The sequence below is a fragment of the Dyella japonica A8 genome (assembly GCF_000725385.1).
GTDB lineage: Bacteria > Pseudomonadota > Gammaproteobacteria > Xanthomonadales > Rhodanobacteraceae > Dyella > Dyella japonica_C.
The window spans coordinates 3334325-3359524 of the sequence record NZ_CP008884.1 but is presented as its reverse complement, the minus strand read 5'-3'; the positions used below and the strand labels follow the sequence as shown (position 1 = coordinate 3359524).

General features: G+C 66.3%; 23 protein-coding genes. 12 read left to right on the top strand and 11 right to left on the bottom strand.

Translation table 11 applies throughout. The annotated features are described in order from the left end of the window. Positions 1 to 21 precede the first annotated feature (21 nt). The 5 genes from HY57_RS14045 (at position 22) to HY57_RS14025 (ending at position 3566) form a co-directional block, all read left to right on the top strand. Positions 22 to 582, top strand: a complete 561-nt coding sequence (locus tag HY57_RS14045) for an NADPH-dependent FMN reductase (protein WP_019465943.1) — start codon at positions 22 to 24, stop codon at positions 580 to 582. A gap of 19 nt (positions 583 to 601) precedes the next feature. Continuing rightward, a complete protein-coding gene (locus HY57_RS14040; protein WP_019465944.1) occupies positions 602 to 1345 on the top strand; it encodes an S-methyl-5'-thioinosine phosphorylase in 744 nt (247 codons plus the stop codon). A 161-nt stretch (positions 1346 to 1506) separates the two neighbouring features. Further along, entirely contained in the window at positions 1507 to 1713 is a 207-nt protein-coding gene (locus HY57_RS14035) for a cold-shock protein (RefSeq protein WP_019465945.1), read from the top strand. A gap of 93 nt (positions 1714 to 1806) precedes the next feature. Beyond that, entirely contained in the window at positions 1807 to 2832 is a 1026-nt protein-coding gene (locus tag HY57_RS14030; RefSeq protein WP_026034043.1) for a N(4)-(beta-N-acetylglucosaminyl)-L-asparaginase, read from the top strand. Further along, positions 2832 to 3566, top strand: coding sequence for a copper homeostasis protein CutC (locus tag HY57_RS14025; protein ID WP_019465947.1), 735 nt, complete (start codon positions 2832 to 2834; stop codon positions 3564 to 3566). Before HY57_RS14030 ends, HY57_RS14025 begins: the two co-directional genes overlap by 1 nt. A gap of 37 nt (positions 3567 to 3603) precedes the next feature. Here the strand turns inward: HY57_RS14025 and HY57_RS14020 are convergent, their stop codons facing one another. The 6 genes from HY57_RS14020 to HY57_RS13995 form a co-directional block, all read right to left on the bottom strand. Beyond that, positions 3604 to 5373, bottom strand: coding sequence for an ABC transporter transmembrane domain-containing protein (locus tag HY57_RS14020; RefSeq protein ID WP_019465948.1), 1770 nt, complete (start codon positions 5371 to 5373; stop codon positions 3604 to 3606). Positions 5374 to 5476: 103 nt separating this feature from the next. Then, positions 5477 to 6073 (bottom strand): IMPACT family protein, encoded by a 597-nt coding sequence (locus HY57_RS14015; protein ID WP_019465949.1) that lies wholly within the window; start codon positions 6071 to 6073, stop codon positions 5477 to 5479. Continuing rightward, positions 6066 to 7022, bottom strand: coding sequence for a hypothetical protein (locus tag HY57_RS14010; RefSeq protein WP_019465950.1), 957 nt, complete (start codon positions 7020 to 7022; stop codon positions 6066 to 6068). Before HY57_RS14010 ends, HY57_RS14015 begins: the two co-directional genes overlap by 8 nt. Beyond that, positions 7019 to 7573, bottom strand: a complete 555-nt coding sequence (locus HY57_RS14005) for an RNA polymerase sigma factor (RefSeq protein ID WP_019465951.1) — start codon at positions 7571 to 7573, stop codon at positions 7019 to 7021. Before HY57_RS14005 ends, HY57_RS14010 begins: the two co-directional genes overlap by 4 nt. Before the next feature lie 157 nt (positions 7574 to 7730). Continuing rightward, positions 7731 to 8231, bottom strand: coding sequence for a hypothetical protein (locus HY57_RS14000; protein WP_019465952.1), 501 nt, complete (start codon positions 8229 to 8231; stop codon positions 7731 to 7733). Between the two features lie 139 nt (positions 8232 to 8370). Next, entirely contained in the window at positions 8371 to 9804 is a 1434-nt protein-coding gene (locus HY57_RS13995) for a hypothetical protein (protein WP_019465953.1), read from the bottom strand. A gap of 146 nt (positions 9805 to 9950) precedes the next feature. Here HY57_RS13995 and HY57_RS13990 point away from each other — a divergent pair, with 146 nt between their 5' ends. Next, complete coding sequence (locus HY57_RS13990; RefSeq protein ID WP_019465954.1) at positions 9951 to 10706, top strand: YdcF family protein; 756 nt, start codon at positions 9951 to 9953, stop codon at positions 10704 to 10706. 173 nt (positions 10707 to 10879) lie between these two features. Beyond that, positions 10880 to 12646 carry a chloride channel protein gene (locus HY57_RS13985; protein WP_019465955.1) on the top strand — a complete coding sequence of 589 codons (1767 nt, stop codon included), beginning with the start codon at positions 10880 to 10882 and terminating at the stop codon, positions 12644 to 12646. Between the two features lie 225 nt (positions 12647 to 12871). Here the strand turns inward: HY57_RS13985 and HY57_RS13980 are convergent, their stop codons facing one another. Continuing rightward, positions 12872 to 13930, bottom strand: a complete 1059-nt coding sequence (locus HY57_RS13980) for an NAD(P)-dependent alcohol dehydrogenase (protein WP_019465956.1) — start codon at positions 13928 to 13930, stop codon at positions 12872 to 12874. 175 nt (positions 13931 to 14105) lie between these two features. Here HY57_RS13980 and HY57_RS13975 point away from each other — a divergent pair, with 175 nt between their 5' ends. The 5 genes from HY57_RS13975 (at position 14106) to HY57_RS13955 (ending at position 19098) form a co-directional block, all read left to right on the top strand. After that, complete coding sequence (locus tag HY57_RS13975; protein WP_081500678.1) at positions 14106 to 15044, top strand: AraC family transcriptional regulator; 939 nt, start codon at positions 14106 to 14108, stop codon at positions 15042 to 15044. A 70-nt stretch (positions 15045 to 15114) separates the two neighbouring features. After that, the gene (locus HY57_RS13970; RefSeq protein ID WP_019465958.1) at positions 15115 to 15708 is read left to right on the top strand and encodes an HAD family hydrolase; all 594 of its coding nucleotides are present in this window, start codon (positions 15115 to 15117) and stop codon (positions 15706 to 15708) included. A gap of 90 nt (positions 15709 to 15798) precedes the next feature. Continuing rightward, positions 15799 to 16569, top strand: a complete 771-nt coding sequence (locus HY57_RS20940) for a tetratricopeptide repeat protein (RefSeq protein ID WP_019465959.1) — start codon at positions 15799 to 15801, stop codon at positions 16567 to 16569. Between the two features lie 130 nt (positions 16570 to 16699). After that, positions 16700 to 17407 carry a DUF4386 domain-containing protein gene (locus HY57_RS13960; RefSeq protein ID WP_019465960.1) on the top strand — a complete coding sequence of 236 codons (708 nt, stop codon included), beginning with the start codon at positions 16700 to 16702 and terminating at the stop codon, positions 17405 to 17407. 221 nt (positions 17408 to 17628) lie between these two features. Next, the gene (locus tag HY57_RS13955; protein WP_050997939.1) at positions 17629 to 19098 is read left to right on the top strand and encodes a S10 family peptidase; all 1470 of its coding nucleotides are present in this window, start codon (positions 17629 to 17631) and stop codon (positions 19096 to 19098) included. Between the two features lie 77 nt (positions 19099 to 19175). Here the strand turns inward: HY57_RS13955 and HY57_RS13950 are convergent, their stop codons facing one another. The 4 genes from HY57_RS13950 to HY57_RS13935 all read right to left on the bottom strand — a co-directional run bounded on the left by HY57_RS13950 (position 19176) and on the right by HY57_RS13935 (position 25174). Further along, the gene (locus HY57_RS13950; RefSeq protein ID WP_019465962.1) at positions 19176 to 20204 is read right to left on the bottom strand and encodes a TraB/GumN family protein; all 1029 of its coding nucleotides are present in this window, start codon (positions 20202 to 20204) and stop codon (positions 19176 to 19178) included. 154 nt (positions 20205 to 20358) lie between these two features. Continuing rightward, positions 20359 to 21945 (bottom strand): inorganic phosphate transporter, encoded by a 1587-nt coding sequence (locus tag HY57_RS13945; protein WP_019465963.1) that lies wholly within the window; start codon positions 21943 to 21945, stop codon positions 20359 to 20361. A gap of 131 nt (positions 21946 to 22076) precedes the next feature. Then, a complete protein-coding gene (locus HY57_RS13940; RefSeq protein WP_019465964.1) occupies positions 22077 to 23507 on the bottom strand; it encodes an aldehyde dehydrogenase family protein in 1431 nt (476 codons plus the stop codon). A 23-nt stretch (positions 23508 to 23530) separates the two neighbouring features. Next, a complete protein-coding gene (locus tag HY57_RS13935) occupies positions 23531 to 25174 on the bottom strand; it encodes an acetolactate synthase large subunit (protein ID WP_019465965.1) in 1644 nt (547 codons plus the stop codon). Positions 25175 to 25200 lie beyond the last annotated feature (26 nt).

The following is a 25200-nucleotide window of genomic DNA, read 5'->3' as shown; positions in this document are numbered from 1 at the left end:
GTCACGCGACGGGAGTGACCTATGAACGTGTTGGGGATTTCCGGCAGCCTGCGGCAGGCGTCGTTCAATACCGCGTTGCTGCACGCGGCGCAGGAACTCGCGCCGGCCGGGATGAGCATCGCCATCCATCGCCTGCATGACCTGCCATTGTTCAACCAGGACGTGGAAGAGCAGGGCGACCCGGCACCCGTCGTCGCGTTGAAGGACGCCATCGAACAGGCGGATGGTTTGTTGTTCGCATGCCCCGAATACAACGGTGGCATCACCGGCGTGCTGAAGAACGCGATCGACTGGGCCTCGCGCGCCGGCAAGGCCCGCAAGGCCGCCACGCTGGCTGGCAAGACGATCTGCATCGTCGGTGCGAGTCCGGGCATCACCGGCACCGTGCGCGCGCAGGACCAGCTTCGCCTCGTGTTGCGCCGGGCGGGTGCCCGCACGGAGCCACAAGGCGACGTGCTGGTGTTCCAGGCGCCCACCAAGATCATCGAGGGCCGCCTGGTCGACGAACGCACGCGGGAGGCACTGGGTCGCCATCTGCAGGGTTTCGCCGAACGCCTGGCGGCCACGGTCCACGACATTTGATTTCAGACAGGAACGCAACGTGACTATCGACCTGGCCGTCATCGGCGGCAGCGGCTTGTACAACTTCCCCGGCCTCGCGAACGCCTCGCGCCACGCCATCGATACGCCGTTCGGCGCCGCTTCTGGCGACGTGGTGACCGGTGACTTCGCCGGTCGCAAGGTGGCCTTCCTCGCCCGCCACGGCGAAAGCCACACCGTGCCTCCGCACCGGGTGAACTACCGGGCCAACCTGTGGGCCTTGCACTCGCTGGGTGCGCGCCGGGTGATCGGGGTGAACGCGGTGGGCGGCATTCGTGGCGACATGGGGCCGCGTGTCATCGTGGTGCCCGATCAGATCATCGACTACACCCACGGGCGCTACACGAGTTTTTGCGATGTCGAAGGGGCCGAGGTCCGTCACATCGACTTCAGCGAGCCCTACACCGAGTCGCTGAGGCGCGAGCTGATCAATGCTGCCGGCACGGCGGGCATCGCCGTCATCGACGGCGGCTGCTATGGCGCCACGCAGGGGCCGCGCCTGGAAACCCGTGCGGAGATTGCCCGCATGAAACGCGACGGCTGCGATCTGGTCGGCATGACCGGCATGCCAGAGGCCGTGCTTGCCCGCGAGCTGGCGCTGGATTACGCCTGCCTTGCGCTGGTTGCGAATTTTGCCGCCGGCTGCGGCGACGAGGCGGAAATCAGCATCGAGGAAATTTTCGCCCACCTTGCGGCAGCCACCGCCGAGGTGCCGCGCATCCTCGAAGTTTTGCTCAAAAGCTGAGCAACCGGTGGGGTTTTGGATGCCTCTAGGCATCCGCCGTATTGCGCTTTGCCATAAAACATGTTGATACTTCCGCTGTGCCAGGGGCGGCGGACCAAGGGGTCAAGGTGGTTCAGCGCTATACCGTGGTGCATCCAGTCCATGATTCAGAGGTTCACGCAATGCGTTTCGGTACGGTCAAGTGGTTCAACGACGCCAAGGGTTTCGGCTTCATCGCGCCCGAGGACGGTGGGGAGGACGTGTTCGTCCACTTTTCGGCGATCAACGCCAAGGGCTTTCGTAGCCTGCAGGAAGGTCAGCGCGTGAAGTTCGAAGTCACCACGGGGCCGAAGGGCGCCCAGGCTTCGGGCGTCGAGATCGCTGGTTGATTTCGGCGAGCCGGCGCTTGCGCCGGCCATCGATGTGAAAGAAGCCCCGCGTCGCAAGGCGCGGGGCTTCTTTTGTATGGGGAGTGAGGCACGATGGCAGATCGTAGAGAGTTTCTGAAAACATCATTGCTGGGGGCGTCGGCCGTGGTGCTCGCCGGCGGCGCGCGAGCGCTGCCCGACACCACCGGCGCAAAAAAAAGCGGCGTGGTGCCGCGCGTCGTGTCGACCTGGGACTTTGGCGTAGCCGCCAACCAGGCGGCGTGGGGCGTGTTGTCCAAGGGCGGCCGCGCGCTGGATGCGGTGGAAGCGGGCGTGATGATTCCCGAGGCCGACCTGAAGAACCACAGCGTAGGTCGCGCCGGCTATCCGGATCGCGATGGCCACGTATCGCTCGACGCCAGCATCATGGATGCGGACGGCAGCTGCGGCGCCGTGGCGGCGCTTGAGCACATCGCCCACCCGATCCAGGTGGCGCGTCGCGTCATGGAGCGCACGCCGCATGTCCTGCTGGTGGGCGATGGCGCGCTGCAGTTCGCGCTGGAGCAGGGCTTCAAGAAGGAAGAGCTGCTCACGCCTGAATCCGAAGCGGCATGGAAGGAGTGGCTGAAGACGGCGCACTACCAGCCGACCGCCAACAGCGAAGTGAAGGACTACGGCAAGACCGGCATGCCGGGCGGCAAGGACAACCACGACACCATCGGCATGCTCGCCATCGATGCCAACGGTCGCCTCGCGGGTGCCTGCACCACCAGCGGCATGGCGTGGAAGCTGCGTGGCCGCGTGGGCGACAGCCCCATTATCGGCGCGGGCTTGTACGTGGATGGCGACGTGGGTGCCGCCACCTCCACCGGCGTCGGTGAGGAAGTGATCCGCAACGTGGGCAGCTTCCTGGTGGTGGAACTCATGCGCCAGGGACGTTCACCGCAGGAGGCCTGCCACGAAGCCGTGATGCGCATCGTCAAGCGCCGCCCCGCCGCCTCGAAGGACCTGCAGGTGGGTTTCCTCGCGATGAATCGTGCGGGTGAGGTGGGTGCGTTCGCGATCCAGCCGGGCTTCTCCTATGCCGTGTGCGACGCGAAGAAGCAGGATGGCCTGCTGCCGTCCAAGAGCGTCTACTGATGACGGGACGGCTGCTTGAAGTTGCCGCCAATTCGCTTGCCTCCGCGCTGGCTGCCCAGGCGGGTGGCGCGGACCGCGTCGAGTTGTGCACCGGTCTGGAGTTGGGTGGGCTGACGCCGTCGGCGGCGCTGATTGCCCAGGTCCGCGAGCGGTTGAGCATCCCCGTGTACGTGCTGATTCGCCCTCGCGCAGGCGATTTTCTTTACGGCGAGGACGAGCTGATAACCATGCAGCGCGACATCGAGACCTGCCTTTCGCTGGGCTGCGATGGCGTGGTGTTCGGCGTGCTCGACGCCGACGGGCGGGTCGACGTGCCTCGTTGCCGGCCGCTGCTCGAAGCGGCCGGTGGCATGGGCGTGACCTTCCACCGTGCCTTCGACATGACGCGTGATCTTTCGCAGGCGCTGGAAGACGTGGTGGCTCTGGGCGCAGAGCGAGTGCTGACTTCCGGTGGCGGGGTATCCGCGACGGCCGGTGCGATGGTGATACGGCAGCTGGTCGCGCAGGCGGCCGGCCGCATCGTGGTGATGCCCGGTGCGGGCATTAACGCCGCGAACGTGGTGGATCTCGCGCGGAACACTCATGCGACGGAGTTCCATGCCTCCGCCAAGGCCAGCCATTCCTCGGCCATGCGCTGGTCGAATCCGTGCTTGCCCGATATGGCCGGTGGTGAAATCCGCACCGACGAGCGCGAGGTGCGTGCGCTCGCCGGGGCCTTGGCGTCGATCGCCTGAGTCGCGCGGCGCGCCGTGTCGCGGCCTGTGCGGCCGCTCAGGCGGTGAACTGCAGCCTGGCCAGCTCCGCATAGAGGCCACCCTCGGCGAGCAGGCTCTGGTGCGTGCCCTGCGCCACGATGCGGCCGCCATCCATCACCACGATGCGGTCCGCGCGTTGCACGGTGGCGAGGCGGTGCGCGATGACCAGCGTGGTGCGGCCTTTCTCCAGGCGCTCCAGCGCCTGCTGGATGGCGGCCTCCGATTGCGCATCGAGCGCGGAGGTGGCCTCGTCCAGCAGCAGCAATGGCGCGTCGCGGAGTATGGCCCGTGCAATGGCAATGCGCTGACGCTGGCCGCCAGAGAGGCGCACGCCGCGTTCGCCCAGTTCCTCGTCGTAGGCCTTGGCCATGGCGCTGATGAACTCGTGCGCTTCGGCGGCGCGGGCAGCGTCGTGCACTTCGTCGTCGTCCGCATCCTGTCGGCCGAAACGGATGTTGTCGGCGGCGCTGCCGCCGAAGATCACCGTTTCCTGCGGCACCAGTGCAATGGCGCCGCGCAGCTCGGGCAGGGTGAGCGCACGCAGGTCCACGCCATCGAGCGTGATGCGACCGGTCTGCGGATCGTAGAAGCGCAGCAATAGTGCAAACACCGTGCTCTTGCCGGCGCCAGACGGGCCGACCAGCGCCACCGTTTCACCGGGGCGGATGACCAGGTTGAAGTCGTAGAGCGCCGGCGCATCGGGCCGGGTCGGATAGTGGAAGCCCAGGTTCTCGAAGCGGAGCTCACCCTGGACCGGCTTGGCCAGCGGAGTGGGCGTCGCGGGGCTGATGATGTCGGCGCGCTCTTCGAACAGTTCGCTGATGCGCTCCATGGCGCCCGCGGCGCGCAGCACATCGCCCCAGACTTCCGACAGGCCGGCCAGCGAGCCGGCGGCGAAGATCGCATACAGCACGAACTGGCCGAGCACGCCTGCGCTGAGCGTGCCGGCGAGCACGTCGCGCGCGCCGGCCCACAGCACCAGCGTGATGGCGCCAAAGAACAGCACGATCACCGTGGCGGTGAGCGCCGCGCGCATGCCAATGCGCTTGCGTGCCGTGGCCAGCGCGCGGGTAATGGCGGCGGCGTAGCGCGTGCTTTCGATGTCTTCGCGCGCATAGGCCTTCACGGCCGGCGCGGCATTGAGTGTCTCGTTGGCGATGGCGGCGGTATCGGCAAGGCGATCCTGGCTGGCCCGCGAAAGCCGTTGCACGCGACGCCCGAACACGATGATGGGCAGCATCACGGCGGGAATGACCAGGGCGGTAAGGCCGGCGAGGCGCGGGCTGGTCCAGATCATCAGTCCGGTCGCGCCCAGCAGCATGACGGCGCTGCGCAGTGCGATGGAGATGCCCGAGCCGATCAGCGCCTGGATCACTTCGGTGTCGGTGCCTAGCCGCGAAATCAGTTCGCCGACGCGGTTGCGTTCGAAGAAGCCAACGTCCAGCCGGATCACGTGCGCATAGAGCTTCGAGCGCAACGACGCCAGCGCGCGTTCACCCAGCAGGGTGATGCAGTAATAGCGGGCAGCCGTGGCGAATGCGAGCACCAGGGCGACGCCGAACAAGCCGATGAACGTGGTGTTGATGGCGCTGGCGCTGGCGTGGCCGAAGCCCTGCTCGATCATGTGCCGCACGGCCATCGGCAGGATCAACGTGGCGCTGGAGGAAATGCCGAGGAACACCAGCCAGCCCAGGGCCAGCCCGCGATGCGGCTTGACGAAGGGCCAGAGCTGCGTGAGGGCGCCAATGCGACGGGAGGGGCGTGGCGTGGTGGCGGTGTCGCTCATGGAGCCTCGCGAAAAAAGGGGCGGAACCGGCATCCATCGTCCGTTTCGTGCGGCTGGACGGCGACCGGGCAACTTACTGTAGGTGGGGCGGATTGTCGGTGATTCAATCCAGAAGCCTGGCGGTGTGGCGGCCCCGGCTGATATCGACGACACGCGCCTGCGCCTCTGCCACGCGGTGGGCAGGCAGCTGTATTTCCAGGTCCACGCCGTCCGTGCCGAAGGTTTCGCGCGTGATGTCCGCCTCCAGTTCACGCAGGCGCGCCTTGAGCAGCGCCAGTTCTGCGAAATTGCTGTGCACGGCCAGTCGCGCCATGGCGACGATGGGGATCCGCTCCGCGCGACGCAGGCATTCCGCGGCCGTGCCGCCGTAGGCGCGCACCAGTCCGCCCGCGCCGAGCTTGATGCCGCCGTACCAGCGCGTCACCACCACTACGGCGCTGTCGATGCCCTGGCCTTCGATAGCCTGCAGGATGGGGCGCCCCGCGGTGCCGCCGGGTTCGCCATCGTCGTTGAAGCGATAGTCCTGGCCGATGCGGTAGGCCCAGCAATTGTGCGTGGCGGCCAGGTCGCTGACCTCGCGCACGAAGGCCAGCGCCTGTTCCGGGCTCTGGATGGGCGCGGCCAGCGCGAGAAAACGGCTCTTCTTGATGTCCTCGCCATGCTGGCAGCGGCCGGCAAGGGTGTACAGCGTGTCACTCATGGCCGGGCAGTTGTGCTCGCAAGTCGTCGGGCAGGGGCATGTCCGGGTGCGCTTTCTGGAAGGCGGCAAGGCGCTGCATGGCCTCGTCGTGGCGATGCCATGCGAAGAGCAGGCGGATCTTGTCCAGCTCCTGCGCGGGCGTATCCGAGGGATTCGGGGCGGTGGCGTCCGATGCGGGCATGGGTGCTGGCTGCATGGGCGCGGCGGGCGTCATCGACTTCATGGCCGAGGCACGATAACCCTGCCGCAGGGGCAAGGCGGCCGCGGGGGCTGCCGATGCCGCATCGGCGGTATTCGCGTACGGCGCCGCTGCGATGACGGCGGGTGCGGCCTGTGCCTGCACGGGTGGTGCCGGTGGTGCGGGTGGCGGCGGAGCGGGTGCAGGCACCGTAGCCGGCGTTGTCGCGATGTTCTCCTGCGGAGCCGGTATTGCGCCCGTGGACTCTTCCACGATCGCTGGCGGTGGAGCCGGGGCGGGCGCAGGCGAAACGACCTTCGGCTTCACCGCCGAGCGGATGTTCTCGTGCCCGGACGGCAGCAGCGCTGGCACCTGCGGAGCCGATTTGGCGGCAAGGGGGGTGATGGGTGCAGTCGTGTTCGCGAGGGCTGGTGTCGACGGTGGCGCAGCAGGCATTGCAGATACCGGGGCAGCCGCCGGAGCGCTGCGGGCGGATACGCTGCTCGCCACCGGTACCTGCGGCACGCTCGACGGTTGCTGCATCATGCGCCAGCCCAGTCCCGCGGCCACCACGACCATCGCCGCACTGGCGGCGGCAAAGGGCCAGCGCGGCGCGGAGCGGCGATGCGCGGGGCGCACGGCATCCGCTGCCGCGCGCTTGATCGTGCGATCCAGTTCGGGCGATGGCTCCTTGCGCGGCAAGCTGCGGTAGAGCGCCTTGAGCTCGTCCTCGCCCGGCAGTGCGTCGTTGTCGTGGTCGTGCGTGCTCATTCGGCCAGCTGTTCGCGTAAACGGTTCATGGCATAGCGCAGTCGCGATTTGGCGGTTTCGCGGCCGACGCCGGTGACTTCGGCGATCTCCTCCACGCTCAGGTCGTTTTCCAGTCGCAGCAATACGGCGGTGCGTTGCTCGTCAGGCAGTTGCTCGATGGCCATCTGCAGGCGGCGCCGGCGTTCGAAGTCGGACAGCACGTGCTCGGGCTGTTCGTGTTCCTGGGCAGCGGTGTGCTCGAAGACGCGCTCCGCTTCTTCGCCGGTGGCGACAGGGCGCTTGCGGCGATGATGGTCGATCAGCAGGTTATGCGCGATCTGCAGTAACCAGGTGGTGAATTTCGCCTGCGGCGCATAGCGCGTGCGCGACGCGATGACGCGGCTCCAGGTTTCCTGGAACAGCTCTTCGGCCAGTTGCGGATCCCGCGCGGTACGCAGCAGGAATCGATACAGCGCACCCCGGTGGCGCGCATACAGCGTGTCGAACGCAGCCGTGTTGCCTCGCGCATAGGCAAGCATGAGCGTTGCGTCATCATCCACGGAGGCGTCCATGGGCGGCGAGGTTAAGGCAAAGCGGCCCCCACGGTAAGCGTCAGCGTGCGCGGTGACGGAAGACGGCCGCGAGGGTGTGGGCATGGAACGGTGGCTTCATCGACCTGTGCATGCCGGTGAAACGGGGCAAGGGGCGTGCCGGGGTTAAGACGAACCGTTATTGGGGCGTATAGGCCCAGGTCCGGGATTCACCGCCCGTACTGAGGATGTGCCCGTTGCGGCGGATCAGGTGCTCGGTGGTGCGATCGCGCGCCAGGGTCATGTCGCCCAGCCGGATGGTGGACACGGTCTGCACGGTGGCGTGCTTGCGGTCCGTCGACAGTTCGATGGCCTTCACCTCCTGCTGGATGTCCAGGGCAAAGCGGCCTCCGGTGGCTGCGCTCAGGCGCTGCATGGCATCCACCGATTTTCGAAGTTCGGCGCACAGGCCGGGCTTGTCGTAGTGCAGCTGGGTGGTGTGGTCGCCTTGCCGTGAGGTCTGTTCGGCGGAAAAGTCGTCGTCCATGCGTGCGCACAGGCTGTCTGCATCGAAGCGGCGCAGGGCGTCCGTGTCTGCCTCATAGGCGGCGCGGATCTGGGTTTCGGTCAGGCGGTGGCTATAGTCGAAATACCACCAGGCGAGGCCGGCCAGTACGGCCAGCAGAATGAGTTTGTTCATGGCTTGCTCCCTGTGGGCGGCCAGTCGTGTCTGGCTGCGTCCTTGCTGTTTCGTCTGCGCAAGTTCTTGCGACTATGCCATGCGAGTCAGCGCCATGTCACCGCTGGGCGCATAGCCCATTCGGCCAGGGGTGCCATGCTCAGGGAATCGGTGCGCCCAACACGGGGTGGCTGAAATCTTCCGGCACGGCCGTTTGCGTAAGCCGGAATACGCCCTCGCGCACCAGGCGGGGCAAGACCACGTCCAGCACGGTGGTCTGGTGTGGGGCGACGATCTGGAAAAGATCATCCTTTGCGGCGGTGGCGGCGATCGCGTGATGTACCAGGCCGTGCAGGTCGCGCGGTTCGACGGTGGCGCTGTAGGGGCGATGGCTGCGCGTCGCGGCACGCAGGTTGCGGCGATTGTTCCCGGGGTGGGGAATGCGGGGCGAGCCGGCCAGCAGCGCGTGATTGAGGAAGAACGTGACGACGTGGCGTTGCCGGCTGTTGGCCTGCCGATCGAGCATGAAACCCTGGGGCATCCAGTCGGGGTTCGGGGGCGTCCCCGCCTTGAGCAGCCAGCGCGTCCCGGTCAGGGGTTCGCCGCCTTCGTCGGTTAGGCGGACGATGAGCATGCTGCGGGGGTCGTGGATATGCACGCGTGAAGGGAACGGCCCGACGGGTTCCAGTTCGACCCGCTGCGCGTCGCGCTGCGCGTTCTCGCTTTCGAAGGCATCGCACAACGCTTGGTAGCCGGCGTCGTCGCGCACCAGCATGCAACGCAGCAGCGCATCCACCGCGGCTGCCGGCGCCGATGCCATGACGCCCTGTTCGGCTCCGGAGTGGGAGGCATCGGGTATCAGCTTGAAGGCCGTCCGTGGTGCCGTCGTGACATTGAGCGTGAGGGTGCTGCCGTCACCGCCGTCCTCCCGTGCGAGCACGGCATGGCGTGCGTTGAGGTTCGCCGCCGCCATACGCACCACGCCATCGGAACCATCCTCGCCGGTGTAGCTGTTGAGGTGATCGTACAGCGAGCGGTCCGGACGGTCGCCGGTGAGCACGAACAGGAACTGGCCGCGCCAAGCGGGGTCGTCGCCGTGGATATGGTCGAGGTTGAGCGACAGCGACTCGGCACTGCCCAGTTCCAGCCAGTCGAGAATGCGCTGCCCCGGCTCCACGCCGCCTGCCCAGGCGCGCAACTGGCCGAGCACGCCCTTGCCCAGTTGGGCGAGGGCTGAGCCGAAATTGGCGGGCGCCAGCATCATCAGGTGGGTGAGGCGGATGGTGCTGAAGGCGCCTGGGCGCTCGCGTTGCGCGCGCAGCCATTCGCGTACCACCGGCCCGCCAGTGGAGTGGGTGATGCAGGCGAAGCTCGCATCCTGCAGATGCAGGTCGCGCAGCGCGTGATCAAAGGCGCGCACTACGTCGGGCATGGTCACCGCATCGTCGAAGCTCACATATTCCGAGAGCCAGATGTCGGCCACGTTCAGCGCGACGCCGGCGGCGGCTGCCTGCGCCTGGAGTTGACGGGGCAGGGCACCATAGGTGGACGTGTTGGTCACGCTCCAGCCGTGCACAAAAACGAGTGTGGCCATGAACCGGGTCCCTGGGTTGCTCCGTCTTCCGCCCACCGGATTGACGGCGTGTCCATCAGTCGGAACGCAACAAGGCCGTGAGCTATCGCCTCGTTGTGTTGTAAGGCCCTAAGATGCCATGCCTTTCCGTGGAACAGGGAATTCCGATGCTCACCGTCCTGCTCGTGCTGCTGCTGTTGGCCGCGTGGCTGCATCGGCGGCGTTGGCGAAAGATCGCCCGCATCGTGTTGGGGTTGGCTGTGTTGCTGTTCTTCGGTATCGGTTGTGGTGCGCTGCCACGCCTGCTGACGAGGAGTTTGCAAGGTGCCTATGAGGTGGACCCCGCCATTGCGTGGGCGCCGCGTAACGCCATCGTGATGCTTGGCGCTGGCACTGCCGTGGCGGGCGACCAGGCATTGCAGCCGTCGTTCTTTGTCGATGGCCGTCTGTTGCGCGCTGCCCAGCTGTATCGCGCCTGCAAGGCGGCGGGCAAGGAATGCCACCTAGTGGTCAGCGGTGGCGACTCGCAGGATCACGGCGAGCCGGAGGCCGTGGTCTACGGCAGGGCGCTGCGCTCGCTCGGCGTTCCGGAGGCTGACATGTCGCTCGAGTCCCTCAGCATGAGCACGTGGCAGAACGCCCAGTTCGCCCGCCCCATCCTGGTCGCGTACGCGCCCCAGCATATCGTGCTGGTCACGTCGGCCATCCACCTGCGCCGCTCGCTGCTGTACTTCGCGCACTTCGGCATCGTGCCGCAGCCGGTGGCGGGCGACTGGATCAATACCCGCCGCGAAGTGGCGCCAGACTCGTGGGATTTCTTCGTGATGGACGCCACGCTGCACGAGTATCTGGGCATCCTGCGTTACGAGGTCTACAACGCGCTGGGGTGGAACGCACCCAAGGCGCCGCCCCTGGCTGGCTGACGCGAGAAATTCCGTTCATTTTCCAGCCAGCTATCGGGCGCATATCCGCGTAATCTTCCGCGGCTTACACCCGACGGGCTCTCCCGATGCACCCCGAAAAGCCTTCTGACCCGCACTCGCGTGCGGCGCTTCCGCTTGCCCCATCGCTGGATCCCACGCTCAGCGACGCTCATATGCCGCGCCGTTTCCGGCCGCTGGGGCGCCGGGTGTTGTGGATCTGCTTCCTTGCGATGCTGCTGGGGTCGGTCGTGGCTGGGGTGGCGCGCCTGCTGACGGCGTTGATCGGGCTGGTCACCAACCTCGCGTTCTACGGCCGCATCAGCACGGAGTTCAGCAGCCCGGCGGGCAACCACCTGGGCCTGTGGGTGGTCGCCGTGCCGGTGGTCGGCGGCCTGATCGTCGGTGCGATGGCGCGCTGGGGCTCGCGCGCCATTCGCGGCCACGGCATCCCCGAGGCGATGGAGCAGGTGTTGCTCAACGAGAGCAAGATTCCGCCGCGCATTACCTGGCTGAAGCCGGTGTCCTCGGCCATTGCCATAGGCACCGGTGGCCCGTTCGGCGCCGAGGGTCCGATCATCGCCACCGGCGGCGCGCTAGGCTCGCTGATCGGCCAGCTGCTGCGCGTGACAGCCGATGAGCGCAAGACGCTGCTTGCCGCGGGTGCGGCGGCTGGCATGGCGGCGGTGTTCTCGGCGCCGATTTCCTCGGTGCTGCTGTCCATCGAGCTGTTGCTGTTCGAACGCCGCGCCCGTTCGCTGATTCCGGTGGCGCTCGCTGCCGTCATGGGCACCGGTGTGCGCTACATGCTGGAAGGCAACGAGCCGATGTTCCCGATGCCGACCGTCGATACGCCGACGCTGAGCGCGGTGGTGGCCTATATCCTGATGGGCATCATCACTGGCGTGGCGAGCGTCGGCATCACCAAGCTCACCTATGCCATCGAGGATGGCTTCGAGAAGCTGCCCATCCACTGGATGTGGTGGCCCGCCATCGGCGGTGTCGTGGTGGGTGTCGTGGGTTACTTCATGCCAGCCACGCTGGGCGTGGGCTACACCAACATCGGTGCGCTGATCGCCGGCCAGATCGGTCTGGCTGGCATGTTGTCGTTGTGCCTGATGAAGCTGCTGTCATGGTCGGTGGCGCTGGGCAGCGGCACGTCGGGCGGCACGCTCGCGCCGCTGTTCACCATCGGCAGTGCGCTGGGTGGCGTACTGGGCCTGCTGTGCGTGATGTGGATGCCGTGGCTGCACGTGGATCCGCGCGTGGCCGCTCTGGTGTGCATGGCGGCGATTTTCGCGGGCGCCTCGCGTGCGTTCCTCACCTCGGTGGTGTTCGCTTTCGAAACCACGCAGCAGCCGCATGGCCTGCTGCCCCTGCTGGGCGCGTGCGCCGCGGCCTACCTGGTTTCGGGGCTGATGATGCGCAACACGATCATGACCGAGAAGATCGCGCGCCGCGGCGTGCGCGTGCCGGCGGAGTACGCGGCGGACTGGCTGGAGCGTATTGCCGTGGGCGACGCCTGCAGCCGCCAGGTGGTCAGCCTGCGCGCCATGGAGACGGTGGGCGAGGTGCAGGCGTGGCTGGCGACGGACACGGCGCCGGCGAAGCATCAGGGCTTCCCGGTGGTGGACGGCGATGGTCATCTGCTGGGCGTGCTAACCCGTCGGGACCTGCTGCGTGCCAGTACGCCCGCCGATGCCACGGTGCAATCGCTGTTGAGTCGTGCGCCCATCGTGGTGCGCGAGGACCACACGCTGCGCGAGGCCGCCGACCATATGGTCGAAGCCGACGTGGGTCGGCTGGTCGTGGTGGCGCCGGACGGGCGCCGCATGGTGGGTATCATCACGCGTGGCGACCTGCTCAAGGCGCACGCGCGGCGCCTGCGCGAGGCGCACGAGGCCAGCCGGCATCTGGGTGCCAAAACAAAACCGGCCGTGTAAGGGCCGGTTTGGCGGGGCAAGAGGGCGATCAGCGTCGCCCTGGATATGGCGTTGCCTGCAAAACTCCTCCACATCACAAACCTGTCATTGCGGCGAAGGCCGGATTCCAGTGACGTCAGTCCTGATAGGTGCCTTGCACTTTCATCGGTTGTCGCCACTGGATCCCGGCCTTCGCCGGGATGACGGATGTCGAAGTGCCATCGAGTTCTGCTGGTGACTCGTGAATCAGGCCGCTTTCAACGAAGCCATGTCGATCACGAAGCGATAGCGGACGTCACTCTTCACGACGCGCTCGTACGCGGCGTTGATGTCCTTCATGTCGATCACTTCGATGTCGCTGACGATGCCGTGCTCGGCGCAGAAGTCGAGCATCTCCTGCGTCTCGCCGATGCCGCCGATGGCCGAGCCCGAGATGGAGCGGCGGCCCAGGATCACCTTGGCCGTCTGCACGGCCGGCTCCAGCGGTTCGAGCAGGCCGACCAGGCAGATCACGCCGTTGATGGCGAGCGTGTCCAGGTACGGGTTGAGGTCATGCGGGGAGGGCACCGTGTCGAGGATGAATTCGAACTGGCGCGCGACGGCGGCCATCTGCTGGGCATCGGTCGACAGCACCACGTGGTCCGCGCCCAGGCGGCGTGCTTCCTCTTCCTTGCCTGGCGAACGGGTGAACAAGGTGACGTCGGCGCCCATCGCCTTGGCGAACTTCAGGCCCATGTGGCCCAGGCCGCCCAGGCCGATCACGGCGATCTTGCTGCCCTTGCCGATGTTCCAGTGGCGCAGTGGCGACCACGTGGTGATGCCGGCGCACAGCAGCGGGGCGGCGGCCTTCAGGTCCAGCTTGTCGGAGATGGACACCACGAACTTGTCCGACACCACGATGCGCTCGGAATAGCCGCCGAAGGTCAGTGAGCCGTCCTGGCGATCCTTGTCGTTGTAGGTCCAGGTGGCGCCTTGCTCGCAGTACTGCTCGAGGCCGGTGTTGCACGAGGCGCAGTGCTGGCAGGAATCGACCATGCAGCCGACGCCCACGGTGTCGCCTGCCTTGAATTTCGTCACGGCACTGCCCACGGCGCTGACGCGACCGACGATTTCATGGCCGGGCACCATGGGATACATGCTGCCGTGCCATTCATTGCGCGCCTGATGGATGTCCGAGTGGCAGACGCCGCAGTAGAGGATGTCGATCACTACGTCATCCGGGCGAGGCGCGCGGCGCTCGAACTGGAACGGGGCCAGCGGCGTGGTGGCGGACTGGGCGGCATAGCCGCGGGTAGGAAACGTCATGGCATGACTCCTTGGGGACGGTACGGCGAGGTGGCGCAGTATGGCCGCCCCACGGCACGCCAAGGTAGCCGGATCCTGCGAGATGCTTGCCTGATCCTGCAAGGTCAGTCCCGAGAGGCTCGCCATGCAGTGCAGGAACGGGCAATCTTGTCCTGTACAAATCGATGGCAAGTCCATGATCGATAAACTTTCCCATGCCCTCGCTCCCGCGCGTATCGCACAGGATTGCGAGGAATTGACAGCAAGGCTTGAACAATTGGCGCCCGAAGAGGGCGTGCATGCCACCGCCTGGCCGGCGCTCTCGCTGTTCCGTGCCAATTCCACTGGCGTGCCGACCTGCGCCATGTACGAGCCCGGTCTCGGCCTCGCCCTGCAGGGCGCCAAGCAGATCCTGCTTGGGCAGCAGGCGTTCCTGCATGAGCCGAAGTCCTATCTGGTGACGGCCGTGGATGTGCCGGTGTCGTCCCAGGTGGTGCGGGCATCGCGCGACGAGCCGTGCCTGTGCCTGACCTTCCGGCTGGACGTGCAGCGCATCCGCGAGCTGCTGCCCGAGGTGAACATGCCGCGCACCGCCGTGGCGTCGGCATCCGGGCTTTCCATCAGCCCGCTCGATGGCGGCCTGCTCGATCCGCTGCTGCGCCTCGCGCGCCTGCTGGATGCGCCGCGTGACCTGGCGGTGCTCGGTCCGCTGATCGAGCGCGAACTGCTTTATCGGCTGCTGAGCGGTGAACAGGGCCCGCGACTGGCGCAGATCGCCACGTCGGGCAGCCAGAGTCATCAGATTTCGCGCGCCATCGAATGGCTGCGCAGGCACTACGACGAACCCCTGCGCATCGAAGAGCTGGCCGCGCGGATGAACATGAGTGCGTCCTCGCTGCATCATCATTTTCGCGCGATCACGGCCATGAGCCCGCTGCAGTACCAGAAGCAACTGCGTCTGCACGAGGCGCGCCGCCTGCTGCTGGCTGGCCTGTGCGACGTCGCCACGGCGGCGCACCGCGTGGGCTATGAAAGTCCCTCGCAGTTCAGTCGCGAATACAGCCGCAATTTCGGCGCGCCGCCCTTGCGCGACGTGGCACGACTGCGGATGGTGGATGCCGAGCCCGTGCCGTGAGCGCACTTGACGCCTGCGCTTGCACGACCAACCATGCGCCGCCCGCCATGGCTGGCGGCCAGGGAGCGTCATGAATCTTGCCTTGTTCGATTTCGATGGAACGATCACCACGCGGGAGATGTTCCGCCCCTTCATTGAATTTGCGGTGTCGCCGCGACGCCGCCTGTTGGGTGCCGCGCTGCTCGGTCCCATGGTGGCCGGCTACAAGCTCGGCTGGGTATCGCCCAGCCTGATGCGCCGCTGCGCGGTGCACATGGGGCTGCGCGGCGTTCCCGAGACACGGGCATTCGCGCTGGGTGCCGACTTTGCCCGCGCCGAACTTCCCGGCGTGCTGCGTGAGCACGCGATGGATCGCATCCAATGGCACAAGGCGCAGGGCGACCGCATCGTGGTCGTGTCCGGCGCGCTGGACGTGTATCTGTCCCACTGGTGCCGCGACCATGGGCTGGAGCTGCTCTGCTCGCGCCTCGAATCACGCGGCGGACGCCTTACCGGGCGCTACCGGGGCGCGCAGTGCGTGAATGCGGAGAAGTCGCGGCGTGTCGCGGAGGCTTATGACCTGGCGAGCTATCCGCTGATCTATGCCTATGGTGACACTCCGGAGGACAGGCATCTGCTGCAGCTGGCCCATCGGCGTTACTACCAGTGGCAAGAGGTCGCCTGAATCCGCGGAGGTCTTTTCTTCACGCGGCATGGATGCGGGCGGCCTTGAAATGCCCGGGCCGTACACCGGCTCCAGGAGGGGAGGGTGGTCATGGAAGCGAAGCGCATCGGCTTGACGGTCTTGTTGTCCTTGGTCGCTGGTGCCGCGTTGGCGGCATCGATGGAAGACCCGGCATCCAGGGAAGTGCTGGCCGCCATGGGGCGGACCTCCACCTGGGGACACCCGGACGAGTTCGGCGAGTTCGCCGGCATGCGTTACTACGCCGACGGCAATTACGCCAAGGCTATGGAGTATTTCAGGCTCGGCGCCCGCTACGCCGACAAGCTGTCGCAGCTCAGCATCGGCCTGATGTATCTGCACGGGGAAGGCGTGGAACGCGATCCGGCGACGGCCTATGCATGGCTGTCGCTCGCCGCGGAACGTGGTTATCCCCGCTATGTCGCCACGCGGGACGAGCTCTGGAAGACACTGGATGCCGCGCAGCGCGCGCAGGCGACGGCCACGCTGGCGCAATTGTCCGTCGTGTATGGCGACGCCGTTGCCAAGCCGCGCATGGCGAAAGAGCTGCGGCAGGCAAAGGGCGAGATGACCGGCTCGTATCTGGGCTTTGGCGCCAGCAGCGTGGAGACGCTGACGCGTGCGCAATTCGCCGCCGCCAATCCGGGGCTCGGTTTTGCCTTCGGGGCGGACCCTATGCCGGCCTGTGGCGCTAAGTCGATCGATGGCGCTCCCATCACGGGCTGCGGCTACCTGTATGTGGCGTGGCGCTGGGACGCCAAGGAGTATTTCCGCATACGCGATGCGGTGTGGACGGGCACGGTCAAGGTGGGCGATGCCGAGAAGGCCGGCGTGCCGGATTGACGGAGCCAGCCTGGCGAACAGGGCGTCGCGGGGACGGCTGCCAACGGCCACCATCCCATCAGTCATTCTTGCGGCTGGCCTTGCTCCCGGGTGACAGTGGCGCGGTCGATCGTTCCAGGGGGACCAGTCCATGACCACGCTTAAGCGCGATGCCAGAGTCGCCGGCCTGATCTACCTGGCGCTGACGCTGATCGCGCCATTCCGTCTCATCTATATCCCGGGACAGCTTTTCGTCCATGGCGATGCGGCCGCCACGGCCCACAACATCGCGGCGCACGAGCTGCTGTTCCGGCTGGGGATTTTTGGTGACCTGCTGACGGGCGTCGTCAGCCTGTTCCTGACCTTCACCCTCTACCACCTGTTCAAGGGTGTCGATAAAAAGCTGGCCGCGCTGATGTTCGTGCTCGGCTTCATGGATACCCCGCTGTATTTCTTCAACACCCTCAACGACGTTGCCGCGCTTCTCCTGGTGCATGGCGGCGATGTCTTCGCGTCGCTCGACCCGTCGCAGCGCGATGCGCTGGCCATGCTGTTCCTGCGCATGCATGGAGGGGCGATCTCCTGCGCGGAAATGTTCTGGGGCCTGTGGCTGTTCCCGCTGGCCGCATTGGTGATCCGCTCGCGCTTCCTGCCGCGCTTCCTGGGTTACTGGCTGATCCTCAATGGCCTGGCCTATCTGGCGCTGTGCGTGGCGGGCGTGGTGTTGCCCCAGTACGAGGACACGGTCAGCAGCATCGCCTTCCCGCTGCAACTGGGTGAGGTGGCCTTCGTGCTCTGGTTGGTCGTGATGGGGGCTCGTCCGCGCGGCGAGGTCGCCCCGGTGCCGGCGGGCGGCTAGCGAGGGCGCGCCATCGCCAGCACTTGACCCTGTCTTACGGCACTGGTGACGCGGTGCCGCTTCCCGCATCTATGGCGTTTCGCCCGCGCGTCCTGCCGGGCGATTCCCGTGGGTTATGCGTGAGAGTGTCGATGAATCCTGATCTGCCTGTTCGAGGTCGTTTCGCCCGACTTGGGCGTGGAGCCGTGCTGTGCGCGGCAGTGTTTGTGCTGGGTGTCGCGATGTCGCCCTGGGCGGCCCATGCGGCCGAAGGCAAGGACGCCAAGCCAGCGGCCGAAGGTGCGGACAAGAAGCCCGAGAGCGACCTGCCGGCGCTGCCCGCCGACAAGACCGTCAAGCAAAGCGTGCGCGTCGGTGGGCGCACCGTGTCCTACGAGGCGACGGTGGGCACCATTCCGGTGCGCAATGCCAAGGGCAAGAAGATCGCCGACGTGGTCTACACCTCGTACGTGGCGCCGGGCAACGACCCGCATCGCCCGGTGACGTTCGCCTTCAATGGCGGTCCGGGTGCGTCGTCGGTGTACCTCAACATGGGCGCCATCGGTCCCAAGCGCATCCAGTTCGGCGTGGATGGCGATGCGCCCTCCGATGCCGCCGTCACCAAGGACAATCCCAACACCTGGCTCGACATGAGCGACCTGGTGTTCATCGACCCCGTCGGCACCGGCTTCTCGCGTTCGCTGGAAGATGAGGACCAGTCCAAGAAGGATTTCTACGCCACCGAGGCGGACATCAAGTATCTCTCCCGCGTGGTGTACGACTGGCTGGTCAAGCACGGCCGCCTGCGCGCGCCCAAGTACGTGATGGGTGAAAGCTATGGCGGCTATCGCGCGCCGCGCATCGCCTATGAGCTGCAGACGCGCATGGGCGTGGGCGTCAACGGCCTGGTGATGGTGTCGCCGTATCTCGACCCGGCGGCCATCGGCGATGGCGACGCGTTGTCGCCGCTGCCGTGGATGATCAACCTGCCGTCGATGACGGCTGCGCATCTCGAAAGCCAGGGCAGGCTCACCCCGTCCGCCATGGAGGATGTAGAGAAATACGTGCGCACGCAGTTCGTCACCGACTTCCTGGCTGGTCGTTCGGACCCGGGCGCGATTGGTCGCATGGTGCAGAAGGTGTCGGCCTATACGGGGCTTGACCCGGCGGTGGTGGCGCGACTGGATGGCCGCGTGGACATCGCCACCTACCTGCGCGAAGTACATCGCAACGAGAAGAAGATCGGCAGCGTGTACGACTCCAACGTCACGGCGTTCGACCCGTTCCCGGGTTCGGCGGAACGCCAGTCGGGCGACCCGATCCTCGAGGCGCTGCTGGCGCCCACCACCAGTGCGATGGTGGATTTCGTGACGCGCGAGGTCGGCTGGAAGACGGACGCCCACTACGAAGCGCTGTCCTACGCCGTCAACAAGGCCTGGGATCGTGGCGACGCGGACGACAAGCCGGTGGCGGATCTGCGCAAGGCCATCGGCAACGACCCGAACATGAAGGTGCTGATCGTGCACGGCTACAACGACCTGTCGTGCCCGTTCTTCACCTCGCAGCTGATCATCGACCAGATGCCGACCTTCGGGCAGACGCAGCGCGTGAAGCTGGCGGTTTACCCGGGTGGCCACATGTTCTACAGCCGTCCTGGCAGCGCCGAGTCGTTCAAGGCAGATGCTGCCTCGTTGTACGGCACGAAGCGATAGTCGGAGGGGTTACTGCTTGAAGAAGGGCCGCGCATCGAAGGGTGCGCGGCCTTTTTGTTGGCGTCAGGTCGCGGGGCTCAGGGCTGCACGTCTTCCGGCGCGCGCACGACATAGCCGCGCTCCTTGAGCTTGGCGAGATAACCGTCGGAGGACAGTAACTGGTCCATCGACAGTATCGCCACCGTGTGCCGGTTGCGCACAAGTGCGGCATCGGCGGCTTCCATCCACGCGGACTCGATGCGTTGCGGAAGGTCGGGGATGTTGAGCTGGTGCTCGAAGTCGCCATTGATCGACGAGACAATGCACGGCTCGTAGCTTTTCTGCGGCATCAGCCCCTGCAGCGTCTTCATGTCGCCGGTGGCCCAGGCGTTCGCGCGCTCGGTCAGCTTGGGCATGTCGTGCTCGACCAGTCGCATGGTTTCGTCGAGGCAGGCGATGCCCTGTTGCTGATCCTGGTCGGAGGTTTTGGCGGGCGGGGCGTGGGTCACCACCAATTCGTAGCGCACGCCGATCACGCGCACGCCGTGGTGGTGGGCCAGCTTCTCCACCATGCCGGCGACGTCGATGTCATTGGTCAGGTCGTTCGCGGCCAATGCCTTTTCGTAGAGCCGCTGGGCCACGATGATCGGGCGCATGAACTGCAGCGCATCGTCGTCGCCAAGGTACTGGTGGCGCAGCGCAAGCCAGCGCTCGTACATGTCCGGCGACAGCAGGCGCTGCAGCGTGCCGCCGCCCGGGTTGAGCTTGGCGGACGGTTGCAGGGCCAGGCGCGAGAAGAGGCTGGGCGGCATCTTCAGGCGGGCGGAGGGTGCTTCCAGCAGTTCCGTGGAGCGGGACAGCGCCTGCTCCAGCTTGGTCCATTGCCATTCGGCGTGTTTGGGCAGGGGCGACAGCGTGCCGACGATCCACAGCACGTGGTCGCCACGGCGCACCTCCCACAAGGCCGGCCCCGGCTGTTCGCCTCGCACGGTGACGGTCTGCAGCTGGACGGCACCCGCTGGCGCCGGCGGTGGGGGTGCCGTGCCGGCGGGCGCGGGTGCGTGCTGCGCCCAGGCGGAGGTGGTCAGCAGCAGTGCGCCGAGCCACGGGACAATCTTCGAGTGCATCCGGCAAGCTCCTGATAGGGACGCGACGGCCTTGGCCCACCTTGGCAGGCTTGATTATTGAACAATAGCCGTTAGCGCGACGCCAGACGCGTGAAGACCACCATGCAACCACCCGTGGGCGGCCGGTCGCCCGCACCCACGGGCAAGTCAACGCTCAGAAGACCTGCCGGAGGACAACGTACAGGCCGCCGGCGAGCAGGATCGATGCGGGCAGGGTGAGCACCCAGGCCATCAGCAGGTTGCGCACGGTCGCCCATTGCAGGCCGGAACCGTTGGCGGCCATGGTGCCGGCCACGCCCGAGGTGAGCACATGGGTGGTGCTGACCGGCAGGTGGTACATGTCGGCGGCCTGGATCAGCCCCATCGCCACCAGTTCGGCCGAGGCGCCCTGCGCGTAGGTCAGGTGCTCCTTGCCGATCTTTTCTCCCACCGTCACCACGATGCGCTTCCAGCCCACCATCGTGCCCAGCCCCAGGGCCAGGGCCACGGCCACCTTCACCCACGGCGGAATGAACTGGATGGCCTGCGTGCCGAGGCCGCGCCAACTAGTCAGCGTGGCGGTCTGGTCCTTGCCGAGCCCCGGCTGGGCCAGCACCAGGGGAATGGCGGAGTTGGCGAGGTAGATGTCGTTGCGCACGTTGCCCATCTGTTCCGGCGGCACGGACTTGAGCGACGGACGATTGCCCACTTCGTGGTCGATCTGCCCGATCAGCAAGGCCAGTGCGGAGGCCGTGGAGGGCTGCGCGGCGCGCTGTTGCACGGCGCTGGTGATGGCGGCACGCGGGTCGCCGTCAAACGTCACGTTACCGGCGAGGCCACCGAGCACGCGCTGCGCGTCCACCGATACCTGGTGAAAGGTTTTTACCTGCCCGCCGGATACCGCACCGTTCAGGGCATAGGCCGTGGGCACGGTGCCGATCAGGATCAGCATGATCAGGCCCATGCCTTTCTGGCCGTCGTTGGAGCCATGGCTGAAGCTCACGCCGGTGCACGTGAGCACCAGCAGCGCGCGGATGGGCCACGGTGGCGGTGTCTTGCCCTCCGGCGCGCGGTACAGCGCGGGAATCTTCACCAGTTGCTTGAGCAGCAGCATGAGCAGGCCGGCGAGCAGGAAGCCGGCGATGGGCGAGAAGACCAGGCCCCTGAATACGCCCATGGCGGCATCCCAGTTCACGCCACTGGCGCCGCTGTGCGTGGAAATAAGCTGGTTGGCCAGGCCGACGCCGATGATCGAACCGATCAGCGTGTGCGACGAGGAGTTCGGCAGCCCGAAATACCAGGTGCCCAGGTTCCACAGAATGGCCGCGATCAGCAGCGCGAACACCATCGCAAAACCGGCTTGCCCACCCACTTGCAGGATCAGCTCCACCGGCAGCAGCGACACCACCGTGAAAGCCACGGCGCCTGAGGACATCAGCACGCCAAGGAAATTGAACGCGCCTGACCAGATCACCGCCATGTTGGGCGGCATGGAGTTGGTGTAGATCACCGTGGCCACCGCGTTGGCGGTGTCATGGAAGCCATTGACGAACTCAAAGCCCAGTGCGATGAGCAGCGCCACGCCCAGCAGGATGAAGGGCGCGAGCGATCGCACATGGACCGTGGAGAGATCCTGCACCAGGTGCATGCCGGCATAGCCTGCACCGATCAGCAGAATCACGCCGAATATCACGGCGAAGAACCGACCGGAACCCTGGCGCGATGGCGCACTGGCGGAGACGACGGCGGCTTCGGTCTGCATGACGTGCCCTCATAGTCGGTCCCGCGCAAGCTAAACACTGACGCAAGACAGGCAGGTGACAGCCAGAGGGCGGTCCGCCACGGTCGCAACGTTCCTGTCGCGTCGTGGCGGCTGGCCGGTTTGCAACGGAATCAGCGCTCGCGCATCACCATGAGACGCAGCTCCGTCATGTCTTCGATGGCCCAGCGCACGCCTTCGCGGCCGATGCCGGACAACTTCACGCCGCCATAGGGCATGTTGTCGACACGGAAGCTTGGTATGTCATTGACGATGACGCCGCCCTGATCGAGTTCGTTCCACGCACGCATGGCGTTGGACAGGCTGTCGGTGAAGATGCCGGCCTGCAGGCCGTAGTCGGAGTCGTTGACCATGTCCACGACCTCGTCGAAGGTGCGGAACGGCGAGAGCAGGGCGAACGGGCCGAAGGCTTCCTGTCGATGGGCCTTGGCGCTGGTGGGTACGTTTTCCATCAGCGTGGCTTCGAGCATGGCGCCGTTGCGCTTGCCGCCGCACAACACCTTGCCGCCGGCCTTGCGCGCTTCCTCGATCCAACCGTGCAGCCGCTCGGCGGCGGCTTCGTCGATCATCGGGCCGAGGAAGGTGTCCTTCTTCTTCGGGTCGCCTGCCTTGAGCTTCTTCACGGCGGCGACGAGGCGCTTTTTCAGTTCTTCATACAGCGACTCGTGCGCATAGATGCGCTGCACGCTGATGCAGCTCTGGCCGGACTGGTAGAACGCGCCGAACACCAGCCGGTCGATGACGTGGTCCAGATGCGGCCCCTGGTCCGCATCGATGATGCAGGCCGCGTTACCGCCGAGTTCCAGCGTCACCTTCTTGTGGCCGGCGCGCGCTTTCAGATCCCAGCCGATCTGGCTGCCGGTGAAGGAGAGCAGCTTGAAGCGGGGATCTTCCACCAGCGGACCGGCATGCTTGCCGTCGAGATTGAGGACGGAGAACGCGCCTTTGGGTAGATCCGTCTCCGCCAGCACTTCGCCGATGATGAGCGCGCCGATGGGCGTGCGCTCCGCCGGCTTCAGTACGAAGGGGCAGCCTGCCGCGATGGCAGGCGCCACCTTGTGCGCCACCAGGTTCAGCGGGAAATTGAACGGCGTGATGAACGACACCGGGCCCAGCGGTACCCGCTTGGTGTAGCCGTGGTAGCCATCGAGCCGCTTGGCGAGGTCCAGGTTGATCGTTTCGCCGTTGATGCGCACGGCTTCGTCCGCCGCGATGAAAAAGGTTTCGATCAGGCGCGTGACCTCGCCGTCGGAATCCTTGATCGGCTTGCCCGCTTCCACGCAAAGCGCATAGGCCAGCTCTTCGCGGCGCTCCTTGAAACGCTGCACGCAATGCGCCAGCACGGCCTGTCGTGCCCAGGGCTTGAATTCGCGCATGGGAACGGTTGCCTTCACGGCGGCGGCAATCGCCTTCTCGACAGCCTTGGCATCGGGTACGGCGACCCGGGTGGCCACCTTGCCGCTGTACTTGTCCAGCACGTCCATCATCTCCTTGGATGTCTGCGGCTGGTTGGCGAGGTAATACGGGTAACTCTTGGCAAGCATGGAGGGCTCCGGCTCGTAGGCGGTCAGACGGCTGCGCTGAGCCGCGGAATGTCTTGGTTGAGAATGCGGTGATTGTCCGAGTAGTCGATGACCAGGTCGATCAGGTGCACGCCGCCCGCGTTGAATGCGCGCTCCAGGGTCGGCAGGAATTCGTCGGCGCTGCCGGGGCGATGCCCATGCGCGCCATGCGCCTCGGCGAAGGCGACGAAGTCCGGGTTGCCGAACACCATGCCGTAATCGGGGTAGCCCATCTCGCCCTGTTTCCAGCGGATCATGCCGTAGGCGTCGTCGCGCAGCAGCAGGATCACCAGGTCCAGCTTCAGGCGCACGGCGGTTTCCAACTCCTGCGCGTTCATCATGAAGCCACCGTCGCCGCAGATGGCGAGCACCTTGCGCTCCGGATAGACCATCTTCGCGGCCATCGCCGAGGGCAGGCCGGCACCCATGGTGGCGAGCGCGTTGTCCAACAATACGGTGTTCGGCTGGCGGGCGCGGTAGTAGCGCGCGTACCAGATTTTGTACATGCCGTTGTCCAGGCACAGCACGCCGTCGTCAGGCATGTAGCGGCGCGTGTCGTCCACCACCCGCACCGGGTGCATGGGGAAACGGTCGTCGCGCGAGTGCTCCTCCAGCTGCTTGTGGAAGGCGTCGCGCACGCGGTTGAAGAAGCTGAAGTTCCAGTGCTCCTGCGGCTGCAGGGCATCGGTAAGGCGCTCGATGGTGTGGGCGATGTCGCCGACCACCTCGATCTGCGGGAAGTACACCGCATCCACCTCGGCGCTGGAAAAGTTGATGTGGATGACGGTACGGCGTCCCTTGCGCATGAAGAATGGCGGTTTCTCCACCACGTCGTGGCCCGCATTGATGATCACGTCGGCGGCATCGATGGCGCGATGCACGAAGTCGCCATCCGAGAGCGCCGCGTTGCCCAGCCACAGCGGGTGGTCTTCGTCGATCACGCCCTTGCCCATCTGCGTGGTGAAGAAGGGGATGCCGAGCTTGTCGACGAAATCGCGCAGGGCGACGGTGGTGCGCTGTCGGTTCGCGGCAGCGCCGATCATCAGGATCGGGTGCTTGGCGCGGCTGATCGCTTCGGCGGCCTGCACCAAGGCCGCCTCGTCCGGCGCGGGGCGGCGGGCGTATCCCGTGGGCAGCAGGATGGCCTCGTCGACCGAGTCTCGGGCGATGTCTTCGGGAAGCTCCAGGTGCACGGCACCCGGGCGCTCCTCTTCAGCGCGGCGGAACGCCTCGCGCACACGCGCCGGGATGGTCGCGGCAGACACGATCTGCCGCGTGTACTTGGTCAGCGGCTGCATCATGTCGACCACGTCGACCAGCTGGAACAGGCCCTGCTTGTGCTCGCGGATCGGCTTCTGGCCGGTGATCATCAGCATGGGCATGGCGCCGAGCTGGGCATAGGCGGCAGCCGTCACCAGGTTCGTGGCGCCCGGACCCAGCGTGGACAGGGCCACGCCAGCCTCGCCCGTCAGTCGTCCCCACGTGGCTGCCATGAAGCCGGCCGCCTGCTCGTGGCGGGTGACGATGAGGCGGATGGAGGATTCGCGCAACGCTTCGACGAAGTCCAGGTTCTCTTCGCCCGGTACGCCAAAGATGCTGTGCACGCCTTCGGCTTCCAGTGCCTTCACGAACAACTGCGCTGCCTTCATGCCTCGCTCCTCGTGTGGAAGCGCGA

Bases quoted from the DNA above. Each gene is read 5' to 3' on its own strand.
- HY57_RS13985 (WP_019465955.1), top strand. From the start codon at position 10,880: ATGCCGCGCCGTTTCCGGCCGCTGGGGCGCCGGGTGTTGTGGATCTGC.
- HY57_RS13950 (WP_019465962.1), bottom strand. From the start codon at position 20,204: ATGCACTCGAAGATTGTCCCGTGGCTCGGCGCACTGCTGCTGACCACC.
- HY57_RS13990 (WP_019465954.1), top strand. From the start codon at position 9,951: ATGCTCACCGTCCTGCTCGTGCTGCTGCTGTTGGCCGCGTGGCTGCAT.
- HY57_RS13940 (WP_019465964.1), bottom strand. From the start codon at position 23,507: ATGCTTGCCAAGAGTTACCCGTATTACCTCGCCAACCAGCCGCAGACA.
- HY57_RS13970 (WP_019465958.1), top strand. From the start codon at position 15,115: ATGAATCTTGCCTTGTTCGATTTCGATGGAACGATCACCACGCGGGAG.
- HY57_RS14020 (WP_019465948.1), bottom strand. From the start codon at position 5,373: ATGAGCGACACCGCCACCACGCCACGCCCCTCCCGTCGCATTGGCGCC.
- HY57_RS13995 (WP_019465953.1), bottom strand. From the start codon at position 9,804: ATGGCCACACTCGTTTTTGTGCACGGCTGGAGCGTGACCAACACGTCC.
- HY57_RS14005 (WP_019465951.1), bottom strand. From the start codon at position 7,573: ATGGACGCCTCCGTGGATGATGACGCAACGCTCATGCTTGCCTATGCG.
- HY57_RS14010 (WP_019465950.1), bottom strand. From the start codon at position 7,022: ATGAGCACGCACGACCACGACAACGACGCACTGCCGGGCGAGGACGAG.
- HY57_RS13955 (WP_050997939.1), top strand. From the start codon at position 17,629: ATGTCGCCCTGGGCGGCCCATGCGGCCGAAGGCAAGGACGCCAAGCCA.
- HY57_RS14030 (WP_026034043.1), top strand. From the start codon at position 1,807: ATGGCAGATCGTAGAGAGTTTCTGAAAACATCATTGCTGGGGGCGTCG.
- HY57_RS13945 (WP_019465963.1), bottom strand. From the start codon at position 21,945: ATGCAGACCGAAGCCGCCGTCGTCTCCGCCAGTGCGCCATCGCGCCAG.
- HY57_RS20940 (WP_019465959.1), top strand. From the start codon at position 15,799: ATGGAAGCGAAGCGCATCGGCTTGACGGTCTTGTTGTCCTTGGTCGCT.
- HY57_RS13960 (WP_019465960.1), top strand. From the start codon at position 16,700: ATGACCACGCTTAAGCGCGATGCCAGAGTCGCCGGCCTGATCTACCTG.
- HY57_RS14015 (WP_019465949.1), bottom strand. From the start codon at position 6,073: ATGAGTGACACGCTGTACACCCTTGCCGGCCGCTGCCAGCATGGCGAG.
- HY57_RS14035 (WP_019465945.1), top strand. From the start codon at position 1,507: ATGCGTTTCGGTACGGTCAAGTGGTTCAACGACGCCAAGGGTTTCGGC.
- HY57_RS14000 (WP_019465952.1), bottom strand. From the start codon at position 8,231: ATGAACAAACTCATTCTGCTGGCCGTACTGGCCGGCCTCGCCTGGTGG.
- HY57_RS13935 (WP_019465965.1), bottom strand. From the start codon at position 25,174: ATGAAGGCAGCGCAGTTGTTCGTGAAGGCACTGGAAGCCGAAGGCGTG.
- HY57_RS14025 (WP_019465947.1), top strand. From the start codon at position 2,832: ATGACGGGACGGCTGCTTGAAGTTGCCGCCAATTCGCTTGCCTCCGCG.
- HY57_RS13980 (WP_019465956.1), bottom strand. From the start codon at position 13,930: ATGACGTTTCCTACCCGCGGCTATGCCGCCCAGTCCGCCACCACGCCG.
- HY57_RS13975 (WP_081500678.1), top strand. From the start codon at position 14,106: ATGATCGATAAACTTTCCCATGCCCTCGCTCCCGCGCGTATCGCACAG.
- HY57_RS14045 (WP_019465943.1), top strand. From the start codon at position 22: ATGAACGTGTTGGGGATTTCCGGCAGCCTGCGGCAGGCGTCGTTCAAT.